The sequence below is a fragment of the Bartonella sp. HY406 genome (assembly GCF_025449315.1).
Lineage (GTDB): Bacteria > Pseudomonadota > Alphaproteobacteria > Rhizobiales > Rhizobiaceae > HY038.
The window spans coordinates 754,595-775,400 of sequence record NZ_CP104893.1 but is presented as its reverse complement, the minus strand read 5'-3'; the positions used below and the strand labels follow the sequence as shown (position 1 = coordinate 775,400).

Annotated in this window: 14 protein-coding genes and 1 pseudogene; 7 read left to right on the top strand and 8 right to left on the bottom strand. The window is 41.4% G+C overall.

Going from position 1 to position 20,806, the window contains the following annotated elements; translation table 11 throughout:
• Positions 1-144 precede the first annotated feature (144 nt).
• From N6B01_RS03190 to N6B01_RS03180, 3 genes are all read right to left on the bottom strand, one after another.
• Positions 145-4,161: an autotransporter outer membrane beta-barrel domain-containing protein gene (locus N6B01_RS03190; RefSeq protein ID WP_262079875.1), complete on the bottom strand. Its 4,017-nt coding sequence runs from the start codon at positions 4,159-4,161 to the stop codon at positions 145-147.
• Positions 4,162-4,900: 739 nt separating this feature from the next.
• Positions 4,901-5,386, bottom strand: a complete 486-nt coding sequence (gene bfr, locus N6B01_RS03185) for a bacterioferritin (protein ID WP_182418883.1) — start codon at positions 5,384-5,386, stop codon at positions 4,901-4,903.
• The gene (locus tag N6B01_RS03180; RefSeq protein WP_246708195.1) at positions 5,352-5,666 is read right to left on the bottom strand and encodes a (2Fe-2S)-binding protein; all 315 of its coding nucleotides are present in this window, start codon (positions 5,664-5,666) and stop codon (positions 5,352-5,354) included. Before N6B01_RS03180 ends, bfr begins: the two co-directional genes overlap by 35 nt.
• 393 nt (positions 5,667-6,059) lie before the next feature.
• On the opposite strand from N6B01_RS03180, the gene rpiA reads away from it, so the two are divergent.
• From rpiA to gltX, 6 genes are all read left to right on the top strand, one after another.
• A complete protein-coding gene (gene rpiA / locus N6B01_RS03175; protein WP_262079874.1) occupies positions 6,060-6,758 on the top strand; it encodes a ribose-5-phosphate isomerase RpiA in 699 nt (232 codons plus the stop codon).
• A 406-nt stretch (positions 6,759-7,164) separates the two neighbouring features.
• On the top strand, positions 7,165-7,980 hold the full coding sequence (locus N6B01_RS03170; RefSeq protein ID WP_262079873.1) for a DUF2059 domain-containing protein: 816 nt from the start codon (positions 7,165-7,167) through the stop codon (positions 7,978-7,980).
• Between the two features lie 292 nt (positions 7,981-8,272).
• Positions 8,273-9,664: a glutathione-disulfide reductase gene (gene gor / locus N6B01_RS03165; RefSeq protein ID WP_262079872.1), complete on the top strand. Its 1,392-nt coding sequence runs from the start codon at positions 8,273-8,275 to the stop codon at positions 9,662-9,664.
• Positions 9,665-9,822: 158 nt separating this feature from the next.
• A complete protein-coding gene (locus N6B01_RS03160; protein WP_262079871.1) occupies positions 9,823-11,202 on the top strand; it encodes a class II 3-deoxy-7-phosphoheptulonate synthase in 1,380 nt (459 codons plus the stop codon).
• A 126-nt stretch (positions 11,203-11,328) separates the two neighbouring features.
• Complete coding sequence (locus N6B01_RS03155; RefSeq protein ID WP_262079870.1) at positions 11,329-13,017, top strand: NAD+ synthase; 1,689 nt, start codon at positions 11,329-11,331, stop codon at positions 13,015-13,017.
• A gap of 144 nt (positions 13,018-13,161) precedes the next feature.
• Positions 13,162-14,529, top strand: a complete 1,368-nt coding sequence (gltX, locus tag N6B01_RS03150; protein WP_262079869.1) for a glutamate--tRNA ligase — start codon at positions 13,162-13,164, stop codon at positions 14,527-14,529.
• Between the two features lie 91 nt (positions 14,530-14,620).
• Here the strand turns inward: gltX and N6B01_RS03145 are convergent, their stop codons facing one another.
• Together N6B01_RS03145 and N6B01_RS03140 are read right to left on the bottom strand one after the other, a co-directional pair.
• Complete coding sequence (locus N6B01_RS03145; RefSeq protein WP_262079867.1) at positions 14,621-15,385, bottom strand: YggS family pyridoxal phosphate-dependent enzyme; 765 nt, start codon at positions 15,383-15,385, stop codon at positions 14,621-14,623.
• 231 nt (positions 15,386-15,616) lie between these two features.
• Positions 15,617-15,892: a CtrA inhibitor SciP gene (locus N6B01_RS03140; protein ID WP_182418876.1), complete on the bottom strand. Its 276-nt coding sequence runs from the start codon at positions 15,890-15,892 to the stop codon at positions 15,617-15,619.
• A gap of 399 nt (positions 15,893-16,291) precedes the next feature.
• Between N6B01_RS03140 and mnmA the strand changes: the two genes are divergently transcribed.
• Positions 16,292-17,482, top strand: coding sequence for a tRNA 2-thiouridine(34) synthase MnmA (gene mnmA / locus N6B01_RS03135; RefSeq protein WP_262079865.1), 1,191 nt, complete (start codon positions 16,292-16,294; stop codon positions 17,480-17,482).
• Between the two features lie 236 nt (positions 17,483-17,718).
• Here the strand turns inward: mnmA and N6B01_RS03130 are convergent, their stop codons facing one another.
• The 3 genes and pseudogenes from N6B01_RS03130 to N6B01_RS03120 form a co-directional block, all read right to left on the bottom strand.
• On the bottom strand, positions 17,719-19,422 hold the full coding sequence (locus tag N6B01_RS03130; protein ID WP_262079864.1) for a flotillin family protein: 1,704 nt from the start codon (positions 19,420-19,422) through the stop codon (positions 17,719-17,721).
• Between the two features lie 94 nt (positions 19,423-19,516).
• Positions 19,517-20,119 carry an OB-fold-containig protein gene (locus N6B01_RS03125; RefSeq protein ID WP_182418874.1) on the bottom strand — a complete coding sequence of 201 codons (603 nt, stop codon included), beginning with the start codon at positions 20,117-20,119 and terminating at the stop codon, positions 19,517-19,519.
• Positions 20,120-20,126: 7 nt separating this feature from the next.
• Positions 20,127-20,795, bottom strand: a pseudogene (locus N6B01_RS03120) (PspA/IM30 family protein); the annotation flags it as partial.
• Positions 20,796-20,806 lie beyond the last annotated feature (11 nt).

The following is a 20,806-nucleotide window of genomic DNA, read 5'->3' as shown; positions in this document are numbered from 1 at the left end:
ATTTCTGACAAAATTCAAAATAACTGCATTGGATTGATAATTTAGCTGCAACCCAAGAAAAGCAAAAATGCCAAGCGCCTTATGAGCCCTTGGCATTTCATTGATGATTTAGACTAGAGATTGAAGATAGCTAGTCGAACAATATTAAAACTGGTATTTCACTTTTAACGAGCCAGCACCACCTTCACGCTTACCAAAGAAACCTTGGCCACCAATATTGACTGACAAATTTGGTGCTGTGGTAATCGGACGAACCATAAATCCGGCTTCAACAATACCTGAATCACCCTTCAATGATGGCTCCCCAAGAGCAAGACCATAGGCATTAGCAGAAATTGTTCCTTTAAATTCATGCTCATAGGCCAAACCTACATAGGGTATAAATTGCTGGCTATAGCTATAGTTATAACGTCCACCAAGCTGTACGCGCGAACTATTGCTGCGATCAAAATGCAATGTATCTTTACCAATCACCACATTATCGCCATTTACTCTCGTCCATAAATAACGACCGTAAATATCAAGCGCTTGCTTTTCGTCAAAGTTGAAAACATAACCAAGTGTGCCATGTGCACCAATATAGCTAGCTTTACTATTATAATGACCGCGATAGCCGTCACCGTCATAAAGATCGTTAGTATCAAACGCTAACTTGGTTTTACCACCACGCAATGATGCGTCAAGGTAAAGCCCATCCGTTTGGGTGCTAGCAAGATTTACAACACGTCCTAAACCCGTTCCAGCAAATTCAATGCGTCCTAAAATACCGCCACCATTGTAATCTGTATCACCATCGCCACGAACAGATGCCAACCTGTCAAAGCTATTATAAGTTTTATAATTGCCATGACCGTATTCATAGAAAGCTCCGAACATAATTTTATGTCCAGCCTCAACTTGAGTAGCACCAGCAAGGCCAATTGCCATATTGAAACCATCAATATCAACATGGCTACCTGTGTTAAATCGTTGTGATGAACCAGTTAAAATCATGAAAGGAGCAACAGTGAAGCGCTGAGCGCTACCACTTTCAGCGTTAATTGCAGTCAGAGCGGCTTGTATACCACTGCCCGCAATTAAGTCACCGCCTTGATTGACAAAGGCAAGGGCACCCGTACGTCCTTCAGAATAAGCCTTTGTACGCGGATTGATGCGCCCTGCGGGTGTAACACTTGGGCGACTAGCTTCATTAATAATAGTGCTTACATTGTTATCTTGAGTTTCACCATTACCAGTATTAGCACTCGTTTCATTGCTAGTATTGCTGCCAGTTTCACCATTATCAGCATTGCCTTCAGTTGGCGTATCATCCTTCTGATTGGCTACACTCAACACAAATTTATTGTCAGCATTGACAGCCATACTTACTTCATAAATAATAAATTGCCCTTGCTGAGCTTCGGTTGGCGTAGTTAAAGGTGCGCCGGTCGCCTTATCAATCATGACAATTTGATCACCAGCATTCAACCTATTACCGTCATTTTCAATGGCAACAGTATGGTTGGTATTATTTAGGTCAACAGCATCGCCAGTTACATGAACCAATACATCATTATTCATAACATCTTTAGGCAGCACCCAATTATAATTTTGCACGTTATAGATACTTGCAACGCTACCACGATAACCGTTGAGATTTAATGTATTGCCAGTAAATTGATCGCCGGATTGATCAACACTAAAGCCACCATAAACAAAACCAGCAATATTAACATTGGTACCGTTTAAAGTAACCGTATTGTTAATTGCATCACCATTGGCTGACCAACCACCATAAACATTTTGAGATATTGTAGCGTCTGTAACTGAAACGCTATTTCCGGTTGCATTGCCGCTAGCAGTATATCCACCGATAGCCATTTCGGTGACAATTGTATTATTGGTCAATGTAACACTATTTTGTTCTGCATTGCCAGCGCCTACACCAACATAACCGCCAACAGCACTTTTCGATAATATTGAATTCGACACAGTTACATTATTGAGCTGTACTAAACCAGCATCAGCCCAACCGCCAACTGCATCTCTTGCAATGCTGCTTCCAGTAATTGTCAATTTATTTGCAATAACATCCCCACTACCGATTATGGTATTATTACTGCCAGTAATTTCGCCTGCAGAAACTCTTCCCGATATAGTACTATTAGTAATCACCACACTATTATTATTCGCATAGCTATTATTAAGTGTGCCATCATCAACACGGCCGCCAAACACCGATTGCGCGATATTACTGTCAGATATATTCACTGTATTTTTTGAAACTTTACCAAATTGACTAAAACCACCCGCAATCGTTTCTGCAGCAATTGTACCATTAGAAATAATGACGCTATTTCGTTCTGCACTGCTAGAGGCTTCAAAAGTACGCCCGCCAATAACTAAATTACTTACGACAGCATTTGATAAGGTCACACTATTTTCAGCGGCTAAACTAAGCCCCACGCCGCCGTTAATTTGCCCCTCAACCGCTGCATTTACAATGCTAACGGCATTATTATTAGCTTCGCCCCTCTCACTTGAACCGCCATAGATACTACCCTTTGACAGACCACCTGTCATAGAGACACTATTTAAGCGTGCAGTTCCAGCAAAAGCCGCGCCTCCATGAATTTCACCAAAGACTGTGCCGCTACTCATGTCCACAAGGTTATTTGCGGCATTGCCTCCTCCTGTTTCACTAATTGCACCATATACCGAACCAGTAATCTGAGCCCCCCCAGCAATTGTCACCTTATTATCATTAACATTGCCAAGCCTAGAAGAATAACCACCAACCACGTGATTTTCTATTGTACCGCTTAAAATGGAAACACTATTTTTGTTTGCATCACCTTCGACAGACCAACCACCGAAAATTTCACCTACAGAAGTACTATCAGCAAACACCACACTATTTGATGAAACTGTTCCATTGCTGTTTGAAAAGCCGCCGTAAACATGATTAATCGTTGATCCATTTTCAACGATAACTTTATTGTTACTGATGGCACTTGTACCATCTCCATAACCGCCATAAACTCGCGCTTCAGTTTTTGCCTTGTTTATATTAACAGTGTTACTATCTACAAGACCAGAACCATAACTCGCCCCACCATGAACCTTATCTGAAGATGTGCTATTTGTAAGCGTAACAATATTGGACGAAACAGCTCCGCTGCCATTGGAAAAACCACCAAAAACTTGATTAACAGTTGACTCATTTTCAACATTCACGCGATTATTGCTGACCGCACCAACATCATCACCATAACCGCCATAAATTTCATCGCTAACGCTCGCTTTATTAACGCTAACGGAATTACCCGATACAAGTCCTGAACCATAAGTTGCACCACCGTAAACAGCTTCAGCTGTTGCACCTGTTGCAATCGTGACATTATTATTTGTTACGATACCCGTCGTGCTATTTGCACCACCAAACACACGGCCTGTCTTAGCACCATCATTAATTACAACGCTATTACCTGAAACATTAACTTCACCCTCACCCATGCCTTCAGCACCAACAACAAACCAAGCTTCAGTGCTTGCACCTGAAACTGATACCTTATTGCCTGAAACATATGCTATGCCATCGCTAGCTGCAAAGGCACCATAAACAGAACCATTAACTTGGCCACCTGTCATACTGACACTATTATTAGAAGAGTTAATAGTAGCGTCACTCCAGCCACCATAAATTGAGCCCAACACCCAACCGCCGCTAAAATCAACACTATTTCCAGTAACAACATCCTTACCACGGCCAGCACGAACATCGCTAGAAATCAGTCCGCCCGACACAAAAACTTTATTATCTGTAATTGCAACGCCAATTGCATCAGTATAGCCGCCATACACACTATGAGGGGCATTATAATAAGCTGAATCAGGCAAGGGATTTAAAGGATCATGATCAATTACGAGACCAGTTGTATTGGTTACGTTAATAATATTTCCTGTATTTCCTGGTGCATTTAAGGTTCCGGGATACAAACTATACCAAGTTGTATTGGGATCATTATCCTGAATAAATTCTTCTTGCAAAAGAGATTGGTCTGCAGGCGTTCCGTCATAAACAATTGAACCGGCAAAACTTGCAGCCATTGGCATTAGTGCAATAGCAGCAGTAGAAAGAGCCAATACCGAAACCGCAGATTTCAAAATTTTCTTTTGCATTATAGTCCCTCGCCAATAATACTTTAAAAAACAAGTTTTTTATAAAATATATCAGTTAAAATTCGCGAATAATATTTCCCAAATTATTCACCCCTAAAGTTTAGCAAACATATAGTGGCCGAGAAAACCAAGCAACAAGTAAACATAATATAAAACAATTTATTTATAACATGTGTATTTTTGCAACAGATAAAATAAAATTAACCCCCCCATAAAACAATCGCAATTCAGTATTTTTTAGAATTATTGAAAAATAAAAGAAATTTCTACTCAATTTATATCAAATCTATTATATATTTTTCCTTCGCTTCTTCCAAAAAAAATATTGGACGCGACGCTTGGCATAAGGGTTTAAATAAAGCCCCATCAACAATGAGAACTATTAAGAAACTAAAGAGCAAACATGTATGACAGCCAAAACACAAAAAAATAAATCTTTAGCAGTATAGTTATCGACTATGATAAAACTCAATACTTAAGAATATTTAATTGGCTTCCATGATTTATAAAAAATATAACACAATGATGGCGCTTTTTGATCCCCAAAACTACGACATCATACAACTCAAAAATAAGATAGAGTGCCTTTCTTAAAAGCTGCAAACAGATCGAAACACTAAAAATAAAAAAATGGCAGCTGCTTTACGCAGCTGCCGTTTGCATCTCAATTGCATGCAATCAATTAATAACCAAATAACCTAGTATTAAATGATAATATTAGCATAACAAACTTATAAAATTATTCGGCTACATCTGCACTACCAGCATTAAGCTGAATGTACTTAGCTTCACCCATTTTATTCAAAAGTTCAAGCTGAGTTTCAAGAAAGTCAATATGACCCTCTTCATCAGCAAGAAGCTCATCAAAAAGCTGTTTTGATACATGGTCGGAAAGTTCTGCGCAAATTTCACGTGACTTACGGTAGGATTCACGAGCTTCATATTCGCCAGCTAGATCACATTCCAATACTTCTTTAACTGTTTGACCAATACGCAATGGCGCAAGGGTCTGCATGTTTGGATGACCTTCAAGGAAAATAATGCGCTTAACCAACTTATCAGCATGGTTCATTTCTTCAATGGATTCTTCGCGCTCTTTTTTGGCAAGCTTGGTTAAGCCCCAATCTTCAGTCAAGCGATAATGCATCCAATATTGGTTTACTGCGCCCAATTCTAAAAAGAGTGCTTCATTAAGCCGCTCTATAACTCTTGCGTCGCCTTTCATGGTATTCCATACTCCCGAACTTGGTTCTCAGCGCGCGAACTCTGTCAAGAAAATCAATAACTTTCTCTTCATCGCGAACATGAGCGAGGTGGTAAGCCTCTGTTACTTTGATAATTGTCTCTACTATGTTCGGGAAACAACCGCAACAGCGTCCAAGCTTTTTTGCAGCATTAAATACACGACCGGGCACCACAAGGGTCCAACAATCGTCTTCAAGAAATTGCCAAATAATGCCTTCAATTTCTTTATCACTAAGGACATTACATTGGCAAACAATCATGTTAGTCAACTCTCTTACCAGGATTTTGACCAGCCATTAAAAGACAACCAGAAGGTGACGCCAAACTGATTTCAATAATGGAAACAATGAGTTTGACCCATTGAATTTTGTCAATATATTAAACATGACATTAAAACACAAGTTTAAGCGTCAATTTTTAAGTTATAGCGATGGATTTTTTTCATCTAGTTTAGAGGGAGTCTAAACTGTAAAGAGAAATAACGCATTTTTAAGTTTATTTCCAAAAATAATTAAGATATGTATATACTTAATAATTAGGCTTAACTGTGGATAACGTTCCAATTTTACTTAAACTAGAAGAGTAAGGAAGGGTTAACAGAATTACAAATATGCTATATTAATGGAAAATACGTATTTAGGGATAGAATCATCATGCAAGACGCTCATCAATTAAAAATTGCTGCTGCAGCAAAAGCACTTGAATATGTATCAGACGGCATGCGTCTTGGTATAGGTACTGGTTCAACAGCAAATGAATTCATCAAACTTCTTGCAACAAGGGTAAATGATGGCTTACGTGTATGCGGTGTGCCTACATCACAGCGCAGTGCGGATTTATGCCGCGAACTTGGCGTTCCTTTGGCAACACTTGAAGAAATGCCTGAACTTGATTTAACCATTGATGGCGCTGACGAAATTGGCCCAAACTTGAGCCTTATTAAAGGTGGTGGTGGCGCCTTACTCCGTGAAAAAATTGTTGCCGCAGCTTCAAAGCAGATGCTCGTAATTGCTGACAGCTCTAAAATTGTGGAAAAGTTGGGTGCATTTCCATTACCTATAGAAGTAAATCAGTTTGGCTTGGCGGCAACAAAACACGCCATCGAAAAAGCAGCCTTTACCCTTGGGCTAAGCGGTGCAGTGAGCTTACGACATGATGGCAACAAACCATATGTAACTGACGGCGGTCACTTTATTCTTGACGCGAGCTTTGGCGTTATCATACAACCTCAGGCTTTAGCCGATAGCTTGGTATCCATTCCAGGCGTAGTTGAACATGGCATGTTTCTTGGTCTTGCAGGCATTGCCATTATCGCGGATAAGCAAGGTGAAATTTTGGTTTTATCCCGTTAAGCACGCCCCGATAATGCTTTTCAATATAAAGTTGTGCCATCAGGTAAATATTGCCGTATCCAAATAACAGGTAAAGAATGATAATTTGATCAAATATCTAACCAGTATTAGCGCCTCATCGGGCAAAACTATCTGGAGAGAGAAAAAATTGATATTGAATTAGATTGAAATATCTGATTTTTGTCAAAATGTAAGAATTTTTTATTGTACAAAGCATCAATTTATCAAAAATCTTTTTAAAGTGATCTTGCCTAAATTTTGGCAGATGGACAATATAATAAAATATATCATTTTATCGTTACATTGGTTTTAAAAATGTAGACAGATGATAATTTGGCTTGGTAAAACCTTACCAGAAGAAAATGCTACTCCCCTATTAAGGGGTTTAAATTGGAGAAATTAGTTTATGACTATTGCAAAAAATGTTCGCCGTATTGCGCACAAGATTACCATGCCTTTATCTGTGGCGGCTATCCTAGGTTTTGGCCTATTGCCAAGCTTTGCGCAATCCGTAACGGAAGGCCATTTGCAGGCCGCGAGAAAAGCTATTTCTGCAATTCATGCGACGGATCAATTTGATTCATTTTTACCAGACACAGCCCGCGAGTTAAAAAATGAATTAATGCGCCGTGATCCCAATTTGCAAAAAGACATTTCAGAGATTGTAAATGAGCAAGCGCTAGCTTTGGTTTCTCGCCGTGCCGATCTTGAGCGTGAAGCTGCCTATGCCTATGCGAAATATTTTTCAGAACAAGAATTAAATGATATTGCAGCATTTTATAATTCGGAAGCAGGAAAAAAACTTTTAAGCAAAGGACCTGAAGCCGTTGGCGAAACAATCAAGGCTTTTGATGTATGGCGTCAAGCAATTGCGCAGGACTTAGCTGCCAATGTTGGCAAAGAGTTAAATGCCAAATTTGTTCAAAATAATGTTATTGTTGATCCAAATGCACCAAAAACAGAAAGCGAAGAAGCCAAGCCTGTAACCGAAGAAGCTAAGCCTGCAACTGAAGAAGCAAAACCTGCAATCGAAGAAGCCAAGCCTGCAACTGAAGAAGCAAAGCCTGCAACCGAAGAAGCTAAGCCTGCAACTGAAGAAACAAAGCCTGCAACCGAAGAAGCTAAGCCTGCAACTGAAGAAGCAAAGCCTGCAACCGAAGAAGCAAAGCCTGCAACCGAAGAAGCTAAGCCTGCAACTGAAGAAGCAAAGCCTGCAAATTAATAAAATTGACGAGATTTATTTCGTTTTATCAAACCGACCTTAGCTATAATGGCTAAGGTCTTTTTGCTTTTAATAGGATCCTTAATTCCAGTATGCGTTTCATCCACGTGGCTCAATATTTAGTAAGACAGATTTATTAAGCGCGCAGCACTAAAAGCCGCATTCATCACTTCCTATATAATTTTATTAAACATGACGAAAACAAGCCTAAAACAATTGCCTATTATTGTTTTATGCAATAGTCATTATTTTAATAGAAATTGCCGATTGTGCATAGATTTTGGAGTTAATTGTGTCTTCTTTTGATTTTGACTTATTTGTCATTGGTGGTGGTTCTGGCGGTGTGCGCGCCGCGCGTCTTGCAGGCGCCTTGGGTAAAAAAGTTGGTCTTGCGGAAGAATATCGTATGGGGGGAACCTGCGTTATTCGTGGCTGTGTTCCTAAAAAGCTTTATGTCTATGCCTCTCATTATCGCGAAACCATTCATGATGCAAAGGGCTTTGGCTGGACAATTAATGAGCCCAAATTTGATTGGCGCTATCTTGTTGACCAAAAAAACACCGAGATCACCCGCCTTGAAGGTCTTTATCGTATGGGCCTTGAAAATAGTAAGGTTACTATTTTTGAAAGCCGCGTTGAGTTTCTTGATGCGCATACCCTTATACTTAAAAATACCGGTGAAAAAATAACCGCCGAAAAAATACTCGTTGCCACGGGTGGCCGCCCACAGGGGGCCGAGCAAATCAACGGTGGCGAATATTGCATATCTTCAAATGAAGTCTTTGACCTACCGCAATTACCAAAATCTGTTGTCATTGCAGGTGGCGGTTATATAGCCGTTGAATTTGCCAATATTTTTCATGGCCTTGGTGTTGATACAACATTGGTTTATCGTGGTGATTTAATCTTACGCCGCTTTGACCATGATTTGCGCCAATTATTGCATGATGCAATGAGCCAAAAAGGCATTAAAATTATTTATAATGCTTCCATCAAGCAGGTTGCTAAAACCGGCGAAGATTATAGCGTTATCTTATCCAATGGTGAATTGCTTGAAGCAGGGCAAGTTATGCTAGCACTTGGACGCGTTCCCCATACATCAGGGCTTGGCCTTGAAAAGGCAGGCGTTAAAACCGACAAGCGTGGCGCGATTATTGTGGATCAATATCTTACCACTAGCAATCCCCATATTTGGGCTGTTGGCGATGTCACCGACCGTGTGCAATTAACCCCCGTTGCTATTCATGAAGCAATGTGTTTCTTGCAAACTGCTTTTAACAGTAATCCAACGGCGCCCGATCATGATCTTATTGCAACCGCAGTATTCTCACAGCCAGAAATTGGCACTGTAGGCCTATCAGAAGAAGAAGCAGCCCTTCAATATGCCAATATCGAGGTTTACCGCGCATTATTTCGCCCAATGCGCAATACAATTTCGGGAAATAGCGAGCGCATGTTGACTAAACTTATTGTTGATGGCGATAGCCGTATTGTGATTGGCGCCCATATTATGGGACCTGATGCTGGCGAGCTTGCTCAAGTTCTTGGCATTTGCCTCAAAGGCAAACTAACCAAGGATATTTTTGATGCAACTATGGCAGTACACCCAACCGCAGCTGAAGAATTGGTAACCATGTATAAGCCAAGCTATATTTATAAAAGCGGCGTGCGTATTGATAGTTAATCTTTAATCTAAATAAATCTAACAAAACAAATGGCAGCATTTGCTGCCATTATTATATTGGGGACTAGAAGTTTCTATTTATATGTCTTATAAGTTTCATTATCTTCTGGGGAGAGACCTCACGCAGATTTTGAATTAAGGTAAGTGAGTTAAGAGCCATGACAAAAAACTGGACACCGCACAGCTGGAGATCAATGCCGATTAAACAGGTTCCAGCCTATCCTGATGCCGCCGCTTTGGCCGATGTAGAAAGCCGTTTAAGCCGTTTCCCACCGCTTGTTTTTGCTGGGGAAGCAAGAGACCTTAAAAGCGAGCTTGCTGATGTTGCTGAAGGTAAGGCGTTTTTGCTGCAGGGCGGAGATTGCGCGGAAAGCTTTGCTGAGCATGAGGCTGATACGATCCGCGATTTTTTCCGTGTGTTTTTGCAAATGGCGGTTGTGCTAACTTTTGGTTCTTCAAAGCCAGTGGTTAAAATTGGGCGTATTGCCGGCCAATTTGCCAAGCCACGTTCCAGTGATTTTGAAACAATTAATGGTATTGAACTACCATCCTATCGTGGTGACATTATCAATGGCATCGAGTTTGACGAAAAGTCGCGCATTCCAGATCCACAACGCATGGCCATGGTCTATCGTCAATCGGCTGCAACTCTCAATCTTTTACGTGCTTTTGCTCAGGGCGGTTATGCCAATCTTGAAAATGTCCATAAATGGATGCTTGGCTTCGTGTCCAATAGTCCACAAGGTGAACGTTATGAGGCACTAGCCCAGCGCATATCCGAAACAATGGATTTCATGCGCGCCATTGGCATCACTGCCAAAACCAACCACATGCTGCGTGAAACAGAATTCTTCACCAGCCATGAGGCTTTGCTACTTGGTTATGAAGAAGCCATGACAAGGGTGGATTCCACCAGTGGTGATTGGTATGCAACTTCTGGCCATATGCTTTGGATTGGCGACCGCACGCGTCAGGCCGACCATGCTCACCTTGAATATTGCCGTGGCATTAAAAACCCAATCGGCTTAAAATGTGGTCCATCCTTAGAACCAGATGATCTTTTACGCCTTATTGATATTTTAAATCCAGAAAATGAAGCAGGTCGTTTAACCCTTATTGCACGTTTTGGTCATGATAAAGTTGAAGATCATTTGCCGCAACTTATTCGTGCTGTTGAGCGTGAAGGTCGTAAGGTTGTTTGGTCATGCGATCCTATGCATGGTAACACCATTACGGCTGCTGGCTATAAGACCCGCCCATTTGATCGTATATTGAAAGAGGTTGAAACTTTCTTCAATGTGCATCGTGCGGAAGGCACCCATCCAGGCGGCATCCATATTGAAATGACCGGCAAAAACGTCACTGAATGTATTGGTGGTGCGCAAGCTATTTCCGGTGATGATTTATCAAGCCGCTATCACACCCATTGTGATCCTCGTCTTAATGCCGACCAGGCTCTTGAACTAGCGTTTTTGGTGGCGGAGCTATTAAAGCGTGACCGCGATGCTGAAAGCGCGGGCAAGGCTGCGGCTAGTTAAAAAATTAGGGCCATTTGGTTTACCAAGTGGCCCTTTTGCTATCCATTTAATAAAACATTAAAGCATATCTGAATAATTAAGTCTTCTGCCACATATGCAAAAAAATAAAAATTTATAGGTAACTTGATGACCAAAACTGAGATCAATGAAAATCATAATCGAATTTTGCGCATTGCCATTGCACAATTAAATCCCGTTATGGGCGACGTTGAAAAAAACTTGCAACTAGCCCGCAATGCGCGACTGCAAGCCAAAGCACAAAATGCGGATCTCATTGTTTTTTCCGAGCTTTTTATCAGTGGCTATCCACCAGAAGATCTTGTGCTAAAACCGGCTTTCACCAAGGCTTGCGAAAAAGCCGTGATGGAATTAGCCAAAGACACATTAGATGGTGGACCAGGCGTTATCATTGGCACACCGCTGCATAGAGATGATGCAATCTATAATAGTGTCATGGTTCTCGATCACGGTACCTGCATCGGCGAGCGCTATAAGGTCGATTTACCTAATTATGGCGAATTTGATGAAAAGCGTGTCTTTAACTGTGGCCCAATGCCGGAGCCGATCGAATATCGTGGTATAAGTCTTGGATTGCCCATTTGCGAAGACATCTGGAATGATGAAGAATTTTGCAAATATCTAGCCGATCAAGGGGCGCGAATGATGATTGTCATCAACGGCTCCCCCTATACACGTAACAAGCCTGCACGCAGACCACTTGTTGCTGCGGTTCAAGCGCAAAATTGTCAATTACCTTTAATTTATGTCAACCAATTTGGTGGTCAGGATGAGTTGGTTTTTGATGGCGGATCCTTTGGTGTTGATGGCGGCGGCAATCTTGCCTTTCAAATGAAACATTTCCAATCGGATCTTAGCATAACCGAATGGGAAGAAAACCAATTTGGCTGGAATTTCTTAAACGGTCCAAATGAAGAATTGTTGGAAGGCCTTGCAGCGGACTATTGTGCTTGTATGGTCGGTTTTGGCGATTATGTGAATAAAAATGGCTTTAAAGATGTCGTTTTGGGTCTATCTGGCGGCATTGATTCTGCTATTTGCGCCGCAATTGCTGTTGATGCGCTTGGCGCTGAACGCGTTAGGGCAATTATGTTGCCTTATAAATATACATCGCAAGAATCTTTTTCTGATGCAGAAGAATGTGCTAAATTATTGACCTGCAAATATGAAACTGTGCCGATCTTTGCCCCTGTTGAAGGCTTTTTATCTGCTCTTGATGGAGTTTTTGCAGGTACAGATAGCGGCATCACCGAAGAAAATCTACAAAGCCGTACACGCGGCACAATTCTTATGGCTATTTCCAATAAATTTGGTTCAATGGTGGTAACCACAGGCAATAAGTCAGAAATGTCGGTTGGCTATGCAACGCTTTACGGCGATATGAATGGCGGCTTTAATCCAATTAAAGATCTTTATAAAATGCAAGTCTATGCTATGTCCGACTGGCGCAATCATCATCGCCCAGAAAGTGCCCTAGGTCCAAAAGGCATGGTTATTCCGCAAAACATTATTGAAAAAGCACCCTCCGCAGAGTTGCGGGAAAACCAAACAGATCAAGATAGCTTGCCTCCTTATCCCGTGCTTGACGATATTCTTGAATGTTTGGTTGAGCAAGAAATGGGTGTTGAACAGATTGTTGAGCGTGGCTTTGATCGTGAAACCGTAAAGCGCATTGAAAATCTTCTTTACATTGCTGAATATAAAAGGCGTCAATCGGCACCGGGTGTAAAAATTACGCCTAAGAATTTTGGTCGTGATAGACGCTATCCGATTACCAATCGCTTCCGCGATAAGTAAATGGTGATTAATATTCAATAAAATTGTGATAATTATCGCGACAATTATCAATTGGCAGTATAAAAGAAATAATAAAAGCATTTTACCTCTAAAAGGCATAAACTGCTTTAGAACTTACAACAAGAATAAAGATAAGTGAGAACCATGGTACGCGTTCGTTTTGCGCCCTCACCAACGGGCTATATTCATATTGGTAATGCACGTATTGCACTTTTTAATTGGTTATATTCGCTAACCAATAAAGGGCAATATATCTTACGTTTCGACGATACAGATATTGAACGGTCCAAACAAGAATATATTGATGGCATCGGACAAGACCTTGATTGGCTAGGCATTACTCCCGATGAAATTTGGTACCAGTCAAAACGCTTTGATGTTTATGATGCGGCAGTTGAAAAACTAAAAGCTGCAGGTTTGCTTTATGCTTGTTATGAAACAGCAGAAGAATTAGACCGCCGCCGTAAAATTTTATTATCGCGTAAATTGCCACCAATTTATGAACGCGATGCACTAAAATTAACTGACGCCGAAAAGCAAGCTTTTGAGCAAGAGGGACGCAAACCCCATTGGCGCTTTTTGCTTCCTAATTTTGCGTCCTCACCGTTTGAACGCCAGCGCAGTGAAGTGCGTTGGAATGACATCGTACGCGGCCCACAAGTTATCGACTTATCATCAATGTCGGATCCTGTTCTCGTGCGTGAAGATGGCACTTATCTTTATACCTTACCATCGGTTGTCGATGATATTGAAATGAAGATCAGCCACATTATTCGTGGTGACGATCACGTTACCAATACTGGTGTTCAAATTGCCATTTTTGAAGCCTTGGGTGGTGATGTGCCAAATTTTGGTCATATCAATCTCTTAACGACAGCTTCAGGCGAAGGCCTATCCAAGCGTAAAGGTGATTTATCATTACGCAGCCTTCGCGAAGATGGTTTAGAACCAATGGCGATCAGCTCGCTTGCCACCCTTACTGGCACGGCTGAAAATGTCATTTCCTGTTTTGATATGAATGAGCTTGCTAGCCATTTCAACCTTCAATCAGTTTCAAAATCATCAGCTAAATTTGATCCTGCTGATCTTAATGCATTGAATATGCAAATCGTCCATAAATATAGCTATGATGATGTTAAAGATCGTTTAGCTAAACTTGGTATCAATGGCGATAAGGCTGAAGATTTTTGGAATGTAGTCCATGAAAATTTGACCAAAGTTTGCGATGCAACACATTGGTGGGATATTGCCAATAATAGCGACCTCACCTTTGCTGAGCCAGAAGAAAAAGAATTCCTAAGCGAAGCTGCTAAACTATTGCCAGAAAGCCCATGGGATAAAACCACATGGAAAAATTGGACTGTAGCGATTAAAGATAAAACAGGCCGCAAGGGCAAAGATCTCTTTCATCCTTTGCGCGTTGCTTTGACTGGTGAACAATCAGGGCCAGAGCTTGCAAGCTTCTTGCTTCTGCTTGATCGTGATCTCGTATTAAAGCGTCTAACGGCTTAAAAAATATTGCTTTAGCCTTATTGATGAGGTTTTTTGCACCTTAAAAATTTAAAAGCAGCTTTTTAAAAAGCTGCTTTTAAAGACAAAAATTTTAATGAAATAAAGCTGGCCAATAGTCTGAATCTTTTGTAGGACGCGGACCAAATATAGCTTGTCCAACGCGAACAATATCTGCGCCCTCTTCAATCGCCATTTCAAAATCCCCAGACATTCCCATCGAGAGTTTTTCAATTTCTGGATATTTGTTTCGGGCAGCATCGCGCAATTGCTTTAAAAGTTTAAAGCAAGGACGTATTAGCACAGGATCATCGGATAAAATAGCTAAAGTCATCAATCCTTTAGGCTTCAAACGTGGATATTTTTTCAAGACCTCTAAAAATGGCAGCAAGTCATCAGGATGAAGTCCATATTTACTTTCTTCGCCAGATGTATTGACCTGCACAAAGACATCAAGATCGCGTCCCATATTATCGAGGCGGCGGTTTAATTCTTCTGCGAGTGTAAGGCTATCAAGAGCATGGAACTCAGAGGCAAACCGCACAAGATATTTAACCTTATTGCTTTGCAAATGGCCAATCATACTCCAACGGATATTTAAATCAGCTAGGATTTCGGACTTTTCCTTTGCTTCTTGTATTTTATTCTCACCAAAATTATCAATGCCCAGATCATGAACAAAACGCAAAATATGCGCAGGTACTGTTTTTGTGACCACCAGTAACCGAATATCGCTTCCTTGGCGGCCACTTGCCGCGGCCGCAATTGCAATACGCTTATGGACAGCTTTTAAATTATCGGCAAATAAATTCTTCGGATCATTACCAAAACGCTTTTTATCCTCATCTAAATCAACCATAATTGCATTCTCCATTATTGGACTGCTCGTCATATGTTTGCGCCATTAAAGCCATAATACGCAAATCACATATTAATGATCTTTAAAAGTAAGCAATATAGTCAAATTTTGAAAAATAAAGACAGTTTTATGCCTAAGAGCGTAAACGCTCAATCCAAAAATATTTATGGCCGGATCAGATCCGGCCATAATGTCTTGTAATTCCATTTTAAAAATAAAATGTGAAATTGTCTAATGGCGATATTGCTGGATACGCGTTGTGCGTAATCCTGCCAAGCCATGCTCGTCAATTGAGGTTTGCCATGACAAAAACTCCTCAACTGTGAGTGTATAACGTTGACATGCTTCATCAAGGCTTAATAATCCGCCGCGAACGGCTGCAACAACTTCTGCCTTGCGTCGTATAACCCAACGCCTTGTATTTTTCGGTGGTAGGTCAGACATCGTCAAAGGACTTCCATCTGGACCAATTACATATTTTATTCTCTGTCTAACAAGATCGGTCATTGTACTCTCTACTCTTCTCAAGGACCCAATCACAGACTCAAAAATACACTATTAGCTTTAAGATTTAACTAAACTCTGTGTAACGAATAATTAACATTTAAATATCAAAATTCTGGATTTATCGTTTAAATACAATATGTTAAATTAAATATTACATTTTTCTAAAATATTTTATTTTTTCAAGCACTTTATTTTTTTTTAAAAGTTTCATATATACGACGCTACAGCTATTAATTTTTTTTATAATTGTGAGTGCAATCTTCCAGTTTTCATTTTACAATGAGCTGTATTTTGCGATATAGCCGCAAAATTCGACATTTCCTTTGTTGGACTTAGTCTATGGCTTTTATACCAGCCTTGATCGGTATATATTTCCATAATGTCTGAAAGGTGACATTGATGTCTTTAAATAGTCTCGATCTACCACGCTCTCCTGCGGAGACCCGGGTAGTAGTTGCCATGTCCGGGGGCGTTGATTCGTCCGTTGTGGCAGGTATATTAAAGCAAGAGGGCTATGATGTTTTAGGAGTAACATTACAGCTTTATGATCATGGTGCCGCCGTACACCGCGTTGGTGCCTGTTGTGCAGGTCAAGATATTGAGGATGCGCGCAGAGTTTGTGAAACTTTGGGCATTCCTCATTATGTTTTGGATTATGAGCAGCGCTTTCGTGAAGCGGTAATCAACCCCTTTGCAGAAAGTTACGCCCATGGAGAAACACCTATTCCATGCGTTGCATGCAACCAAACAGTAAAATTTGCTGATTTGTTAGCAACCGCCCAAGAATTAGGTGCAGATGCACTTGCTACTGGTCATTATATCCGCAGCAAACAAAAGGGTGCTCACCGCGCACTCTATCGGCCCATTGATGCAGAACGTGACCAAAGCTACTTCCTTTTTGCAACCACACAGGAGCAAATTGATTATTTGCGCTTTCCGTTAGGTGGGTTGCCAAAAGCAGATGTGCGAAAACTTGCTGAAGAAATGGGCCTTACGGTTGCGCAAAAGCATGATAGTCAAGATATCTGCTTTGTACCACAGGGTCGATATAGTGATGTTATCAGCAAGTTAAAACCTGATGCAGCAAATCCAGGTGATATTGTCCATATTGATGGCCGGGTTTTGGGACGTCATGAAGGTATTATGAATTATACCATTGGGCAGCGCCGCGGTATTGGCATTGCAACAGGTGAAGCACTTTATGTTGTGCATCTTGATGCTGAGGGCGCGCGCGTTATCGTCGGCCAAAGGGAAGCCTTACATACCCACCGCATTTATTTACGCAATGCCAATTGGCTTGGCGATCATGATCTTAATAATTTTCCAGTGGAAGGAATTGAGGTTGCCGCCAAAGTACGTTCGACACGCCCTCCACGCCAAGCGATTCTTCGTTATGAGGATGGCGAATTTAATGTCGAATTATTAGAAGGTGAAAGCGGAGTTGCACCAGGTCAAGCTTGTGTTGTTTATGAAAGTGAAGATAATGGTTCACGCGTTTTAGGTGGCGGTTTCATTGCTCGTTCACAGCGTGAAGCTCAAGCTGAACAAATGTTGCAAAAACTTATTTTTGAAAACAACACTGCTGCATAATTATTTTACGAATCATTAAAAAACTTCAAAACCCCGCACTTGCGGGGTTTTTCGCATTTATATTATTAAAATAGATTGTGTTTGCCAATATACGCCATAATTAAATCAAAAAGCAGCAGGTCAATTTTAATTTTGGTAAGCCTTCAACTTCAAGCCACAATAATTTAAGCAATATATAAAAAAAATCCCACATTTTTAAAATGTGGGATTTAACGGCATAAACAATAGTAATGTATTTAGCTCTTGTTGGGGGTATTAATAATAGGTGCTTTGGGCTGCGATGGCTCAGGATCAGCAGCTTGCTCTTTTTTACCCACTGCTTCGTTTAACAAAGAAGCAACCGCATCCTTGTCATCAAAGCCTGCAGTCTTTAAAAGCTCATTAAGCACCGGCATTTGCGCATTATAAGAAAGTAACTGGCCAGCCAAGCCCTCCCCCATGCCAACACCACTTGATTTACCATCGCCGCCACGCCCCAGCATACCACCGGTATCAAAAATACGAATATCAGAAATTTTTTCAATTGGTTTAACGATTTCAGCCAATGCGTTTGGAATGATTCGAATACGCTCACGAGTAATTTCATACTCAATAACCTGCGCGCTTAATTTATTACGTGCTTCATTGCGGGCAGCTTCAGCTTCAGCTTCGGCGCGGCCAATTTCCAAAATACCACGCGCGCGTTCAGCTGCGGCATCTGCTTCAGCTTTTGCAAGCGTTAATACAGCGGTTGCCTTATCATTAGCCGCATTGCGTTCAGCTTCTGCAGAAACAAGAACCGAAGTTGCCTCTTGTTCTGCCTGACGGCGTGCATCAATAACTGCGATGCGACGATCACGCTCTGCAATTTCAACGGCTCGCGCAGTCGCAACTTTTTCTTCCGCTGAAATTGCATCAGCACGGGCTTCTTCAGCACGGGCCTTAGCCTCGGATTCTTGACGACTACGATCGGCAACCGCAATCGAGCTATCTTGTGCAATCAGTTGCAAATCACGTTGTGCTTCGGTTTCACGCCGTTGCACATTCAATTTTGATTCAATATTAGCGGTTTCACGCGCTTGACGCGCCGTTGCCTCACGCTCTGCCACGGCTTGCTCGCGGCCAATGCGCGCTTCTTCCTCAGCGCGTTGGGCTTCTTGCTCTTGACGAGCGGTCTCAGCGCGAGTAGATGCAGCAATATTCGCAATATCTCTCTCTTGACTAAGTTCGGTTTGACGCTGGGTGCGTTCAATTTCTAATTGCTGTTGACGAGCATCAAGATCTTTTTGTGCAATAGCAACCTCAGTATCACGAACAATTTCGTTACGCTCTTTTTTCCGTTGCTCGGTAATACGTGTAAGCGTGGCAAGACCATCAGCATCAAAAAAGTTATTAGCATTAAAATGCTTAATGTCTGTTTGATCAAGACGTGTCAGTGATACGGATTCCAACTCCAAACCGTTGGATTGTAAATCGGCGCCCACCGCTTCTTGCACGGCTTTAACAAAATCAGCGCGCTGTTCTTGCAATTCATCCAAATTCATGGTGGCGGCAACAGAGCGAAGACCATCGACGAATTTTGCTTCAATCAATAGACGCAATTCTTCAGCATTATTGGTTCTATCACCTAAGGTTTGCGCCGCAAGGGCAATAGAAGATGCATCTGGTTTTACACGTACATAAAATTCAGCACCAATATCGACGCGCATACGATCTTTCGTGATAAGTGCATCATTTTCACCGCGCCGTACTTCAAGGCGCAAAGTTTTTAAATTAACAAAAGCGGTGGAATGGAAAATCGGCAGAACAATAGAACCGCCATCAAGTACAACCTTTTGACCGCCAAGTCCGGTACGAACATAGGCTTGGTCACGCGATGAACGCTTATAAAGCGATCCCAACACAAAGCCTACACCAATAATGGCAATAAGAATAATTCCAACCGGTAGTAAAATATCCATATTTTCCCTCTTTTAAGTCAAATATTAAGCACCGCCACAGCTGCGCTTATTTTCAATATGCTCATCTGTAATAGGTAAAGTTCTACTTAAATGGCTATTCATCTGCAGAAAATGGAATTGCGATAAATATATGATTTTGCATATCTGCTAATAAAACCTCTTCACCAACAGCCATTTTACCCACATTAGGCGCTGCTCGCGCACGCAATTTGTGGTAATTGCCATGCTTGTCTTTAACCCGTACCAAACCCGGCAAGCCTTCATCCAAAGGCCCAACTGTTACTTTAGCGATATGACCAATAAAATCATCAACCTCTACTGCATAGGTCTCATCCTGTGGAACAAAACGTGCAACCAAACGGCTGCTTTCCCGTACCGCAGGAATAGTCAAGAACAAGGCGCCAATGACCGCTAATGATTGCGGTATCGGATGATAAAATCCACTAGCAACACCTTGAATACAAAACCCCAATGCCGAGAACCAAGCAAAAATTAAGATAAGTAAAATAATCAGCGGTACGCCACCAATATTAAACCAATTGATAACACCAACTGAAGAAAAATCGAAACTATTATCAACAATATCGCTTAGCGAAGCACCGGTAAATAATGCCATAACTTCAATAGCTACCAAGCAAAGCATAACAACCAATGCGATAAGAAAAAATCGACATTCAGGGGCAAATAATAATGCCATTTTAACCTCAATTGGTAGTTTTAAATCGGGCTAACCTCTCGGCAATAGCATGATCACGGTGCAAACGATCTAATTCATCAAGTTCAATAGATTGGTTCTTTTCGCCCTTTGGTACGCCAGTCACACGAGAAACAGCACTCGCAGCGCGGTCTGCTTGCGCGCTAGCATTATCGCGAGGATTAATGCCATTAATACCATCACCTTTACTAGATGCTGCAAAAGAACGTTTTAATTCTGCTAATCTTTCTTCAGCTTCACGGCGGGTCGCCAAAATTGCTTGAAGAGCTTGCTGCCCTTCTGTCATATCTTCATTGATATTGCTTAATGCCTTATCAAGCGCTGTAATTTGAGATTCCAGATCAATTTGCCGAGCAATGGCAGCTTTGGCTAAATCATCGCGATTTTCATTAACAGCAAGTCTAATTTTTTCATCAAGACTAGTGCGTTCTGTTTCCAATGCACCACGACGCGTTTTAATGCGATATTCTTCAGCTTTAGATTGGCCAAGTACAAGGCGGGCTTCTTCTGCTGCATCATCTATTTCCCGAATAGCTTGCTCAACGATTGCTACGGGATTTGTTCCTTCAGCTTTGTCAATTGCAGCATTTGTAATACCTGCAATCAAACGGCCCATACGGGCAAGAACGCCTTCTCTAGCCATGTAAAACTCCCTTTTAAATCCAAAGT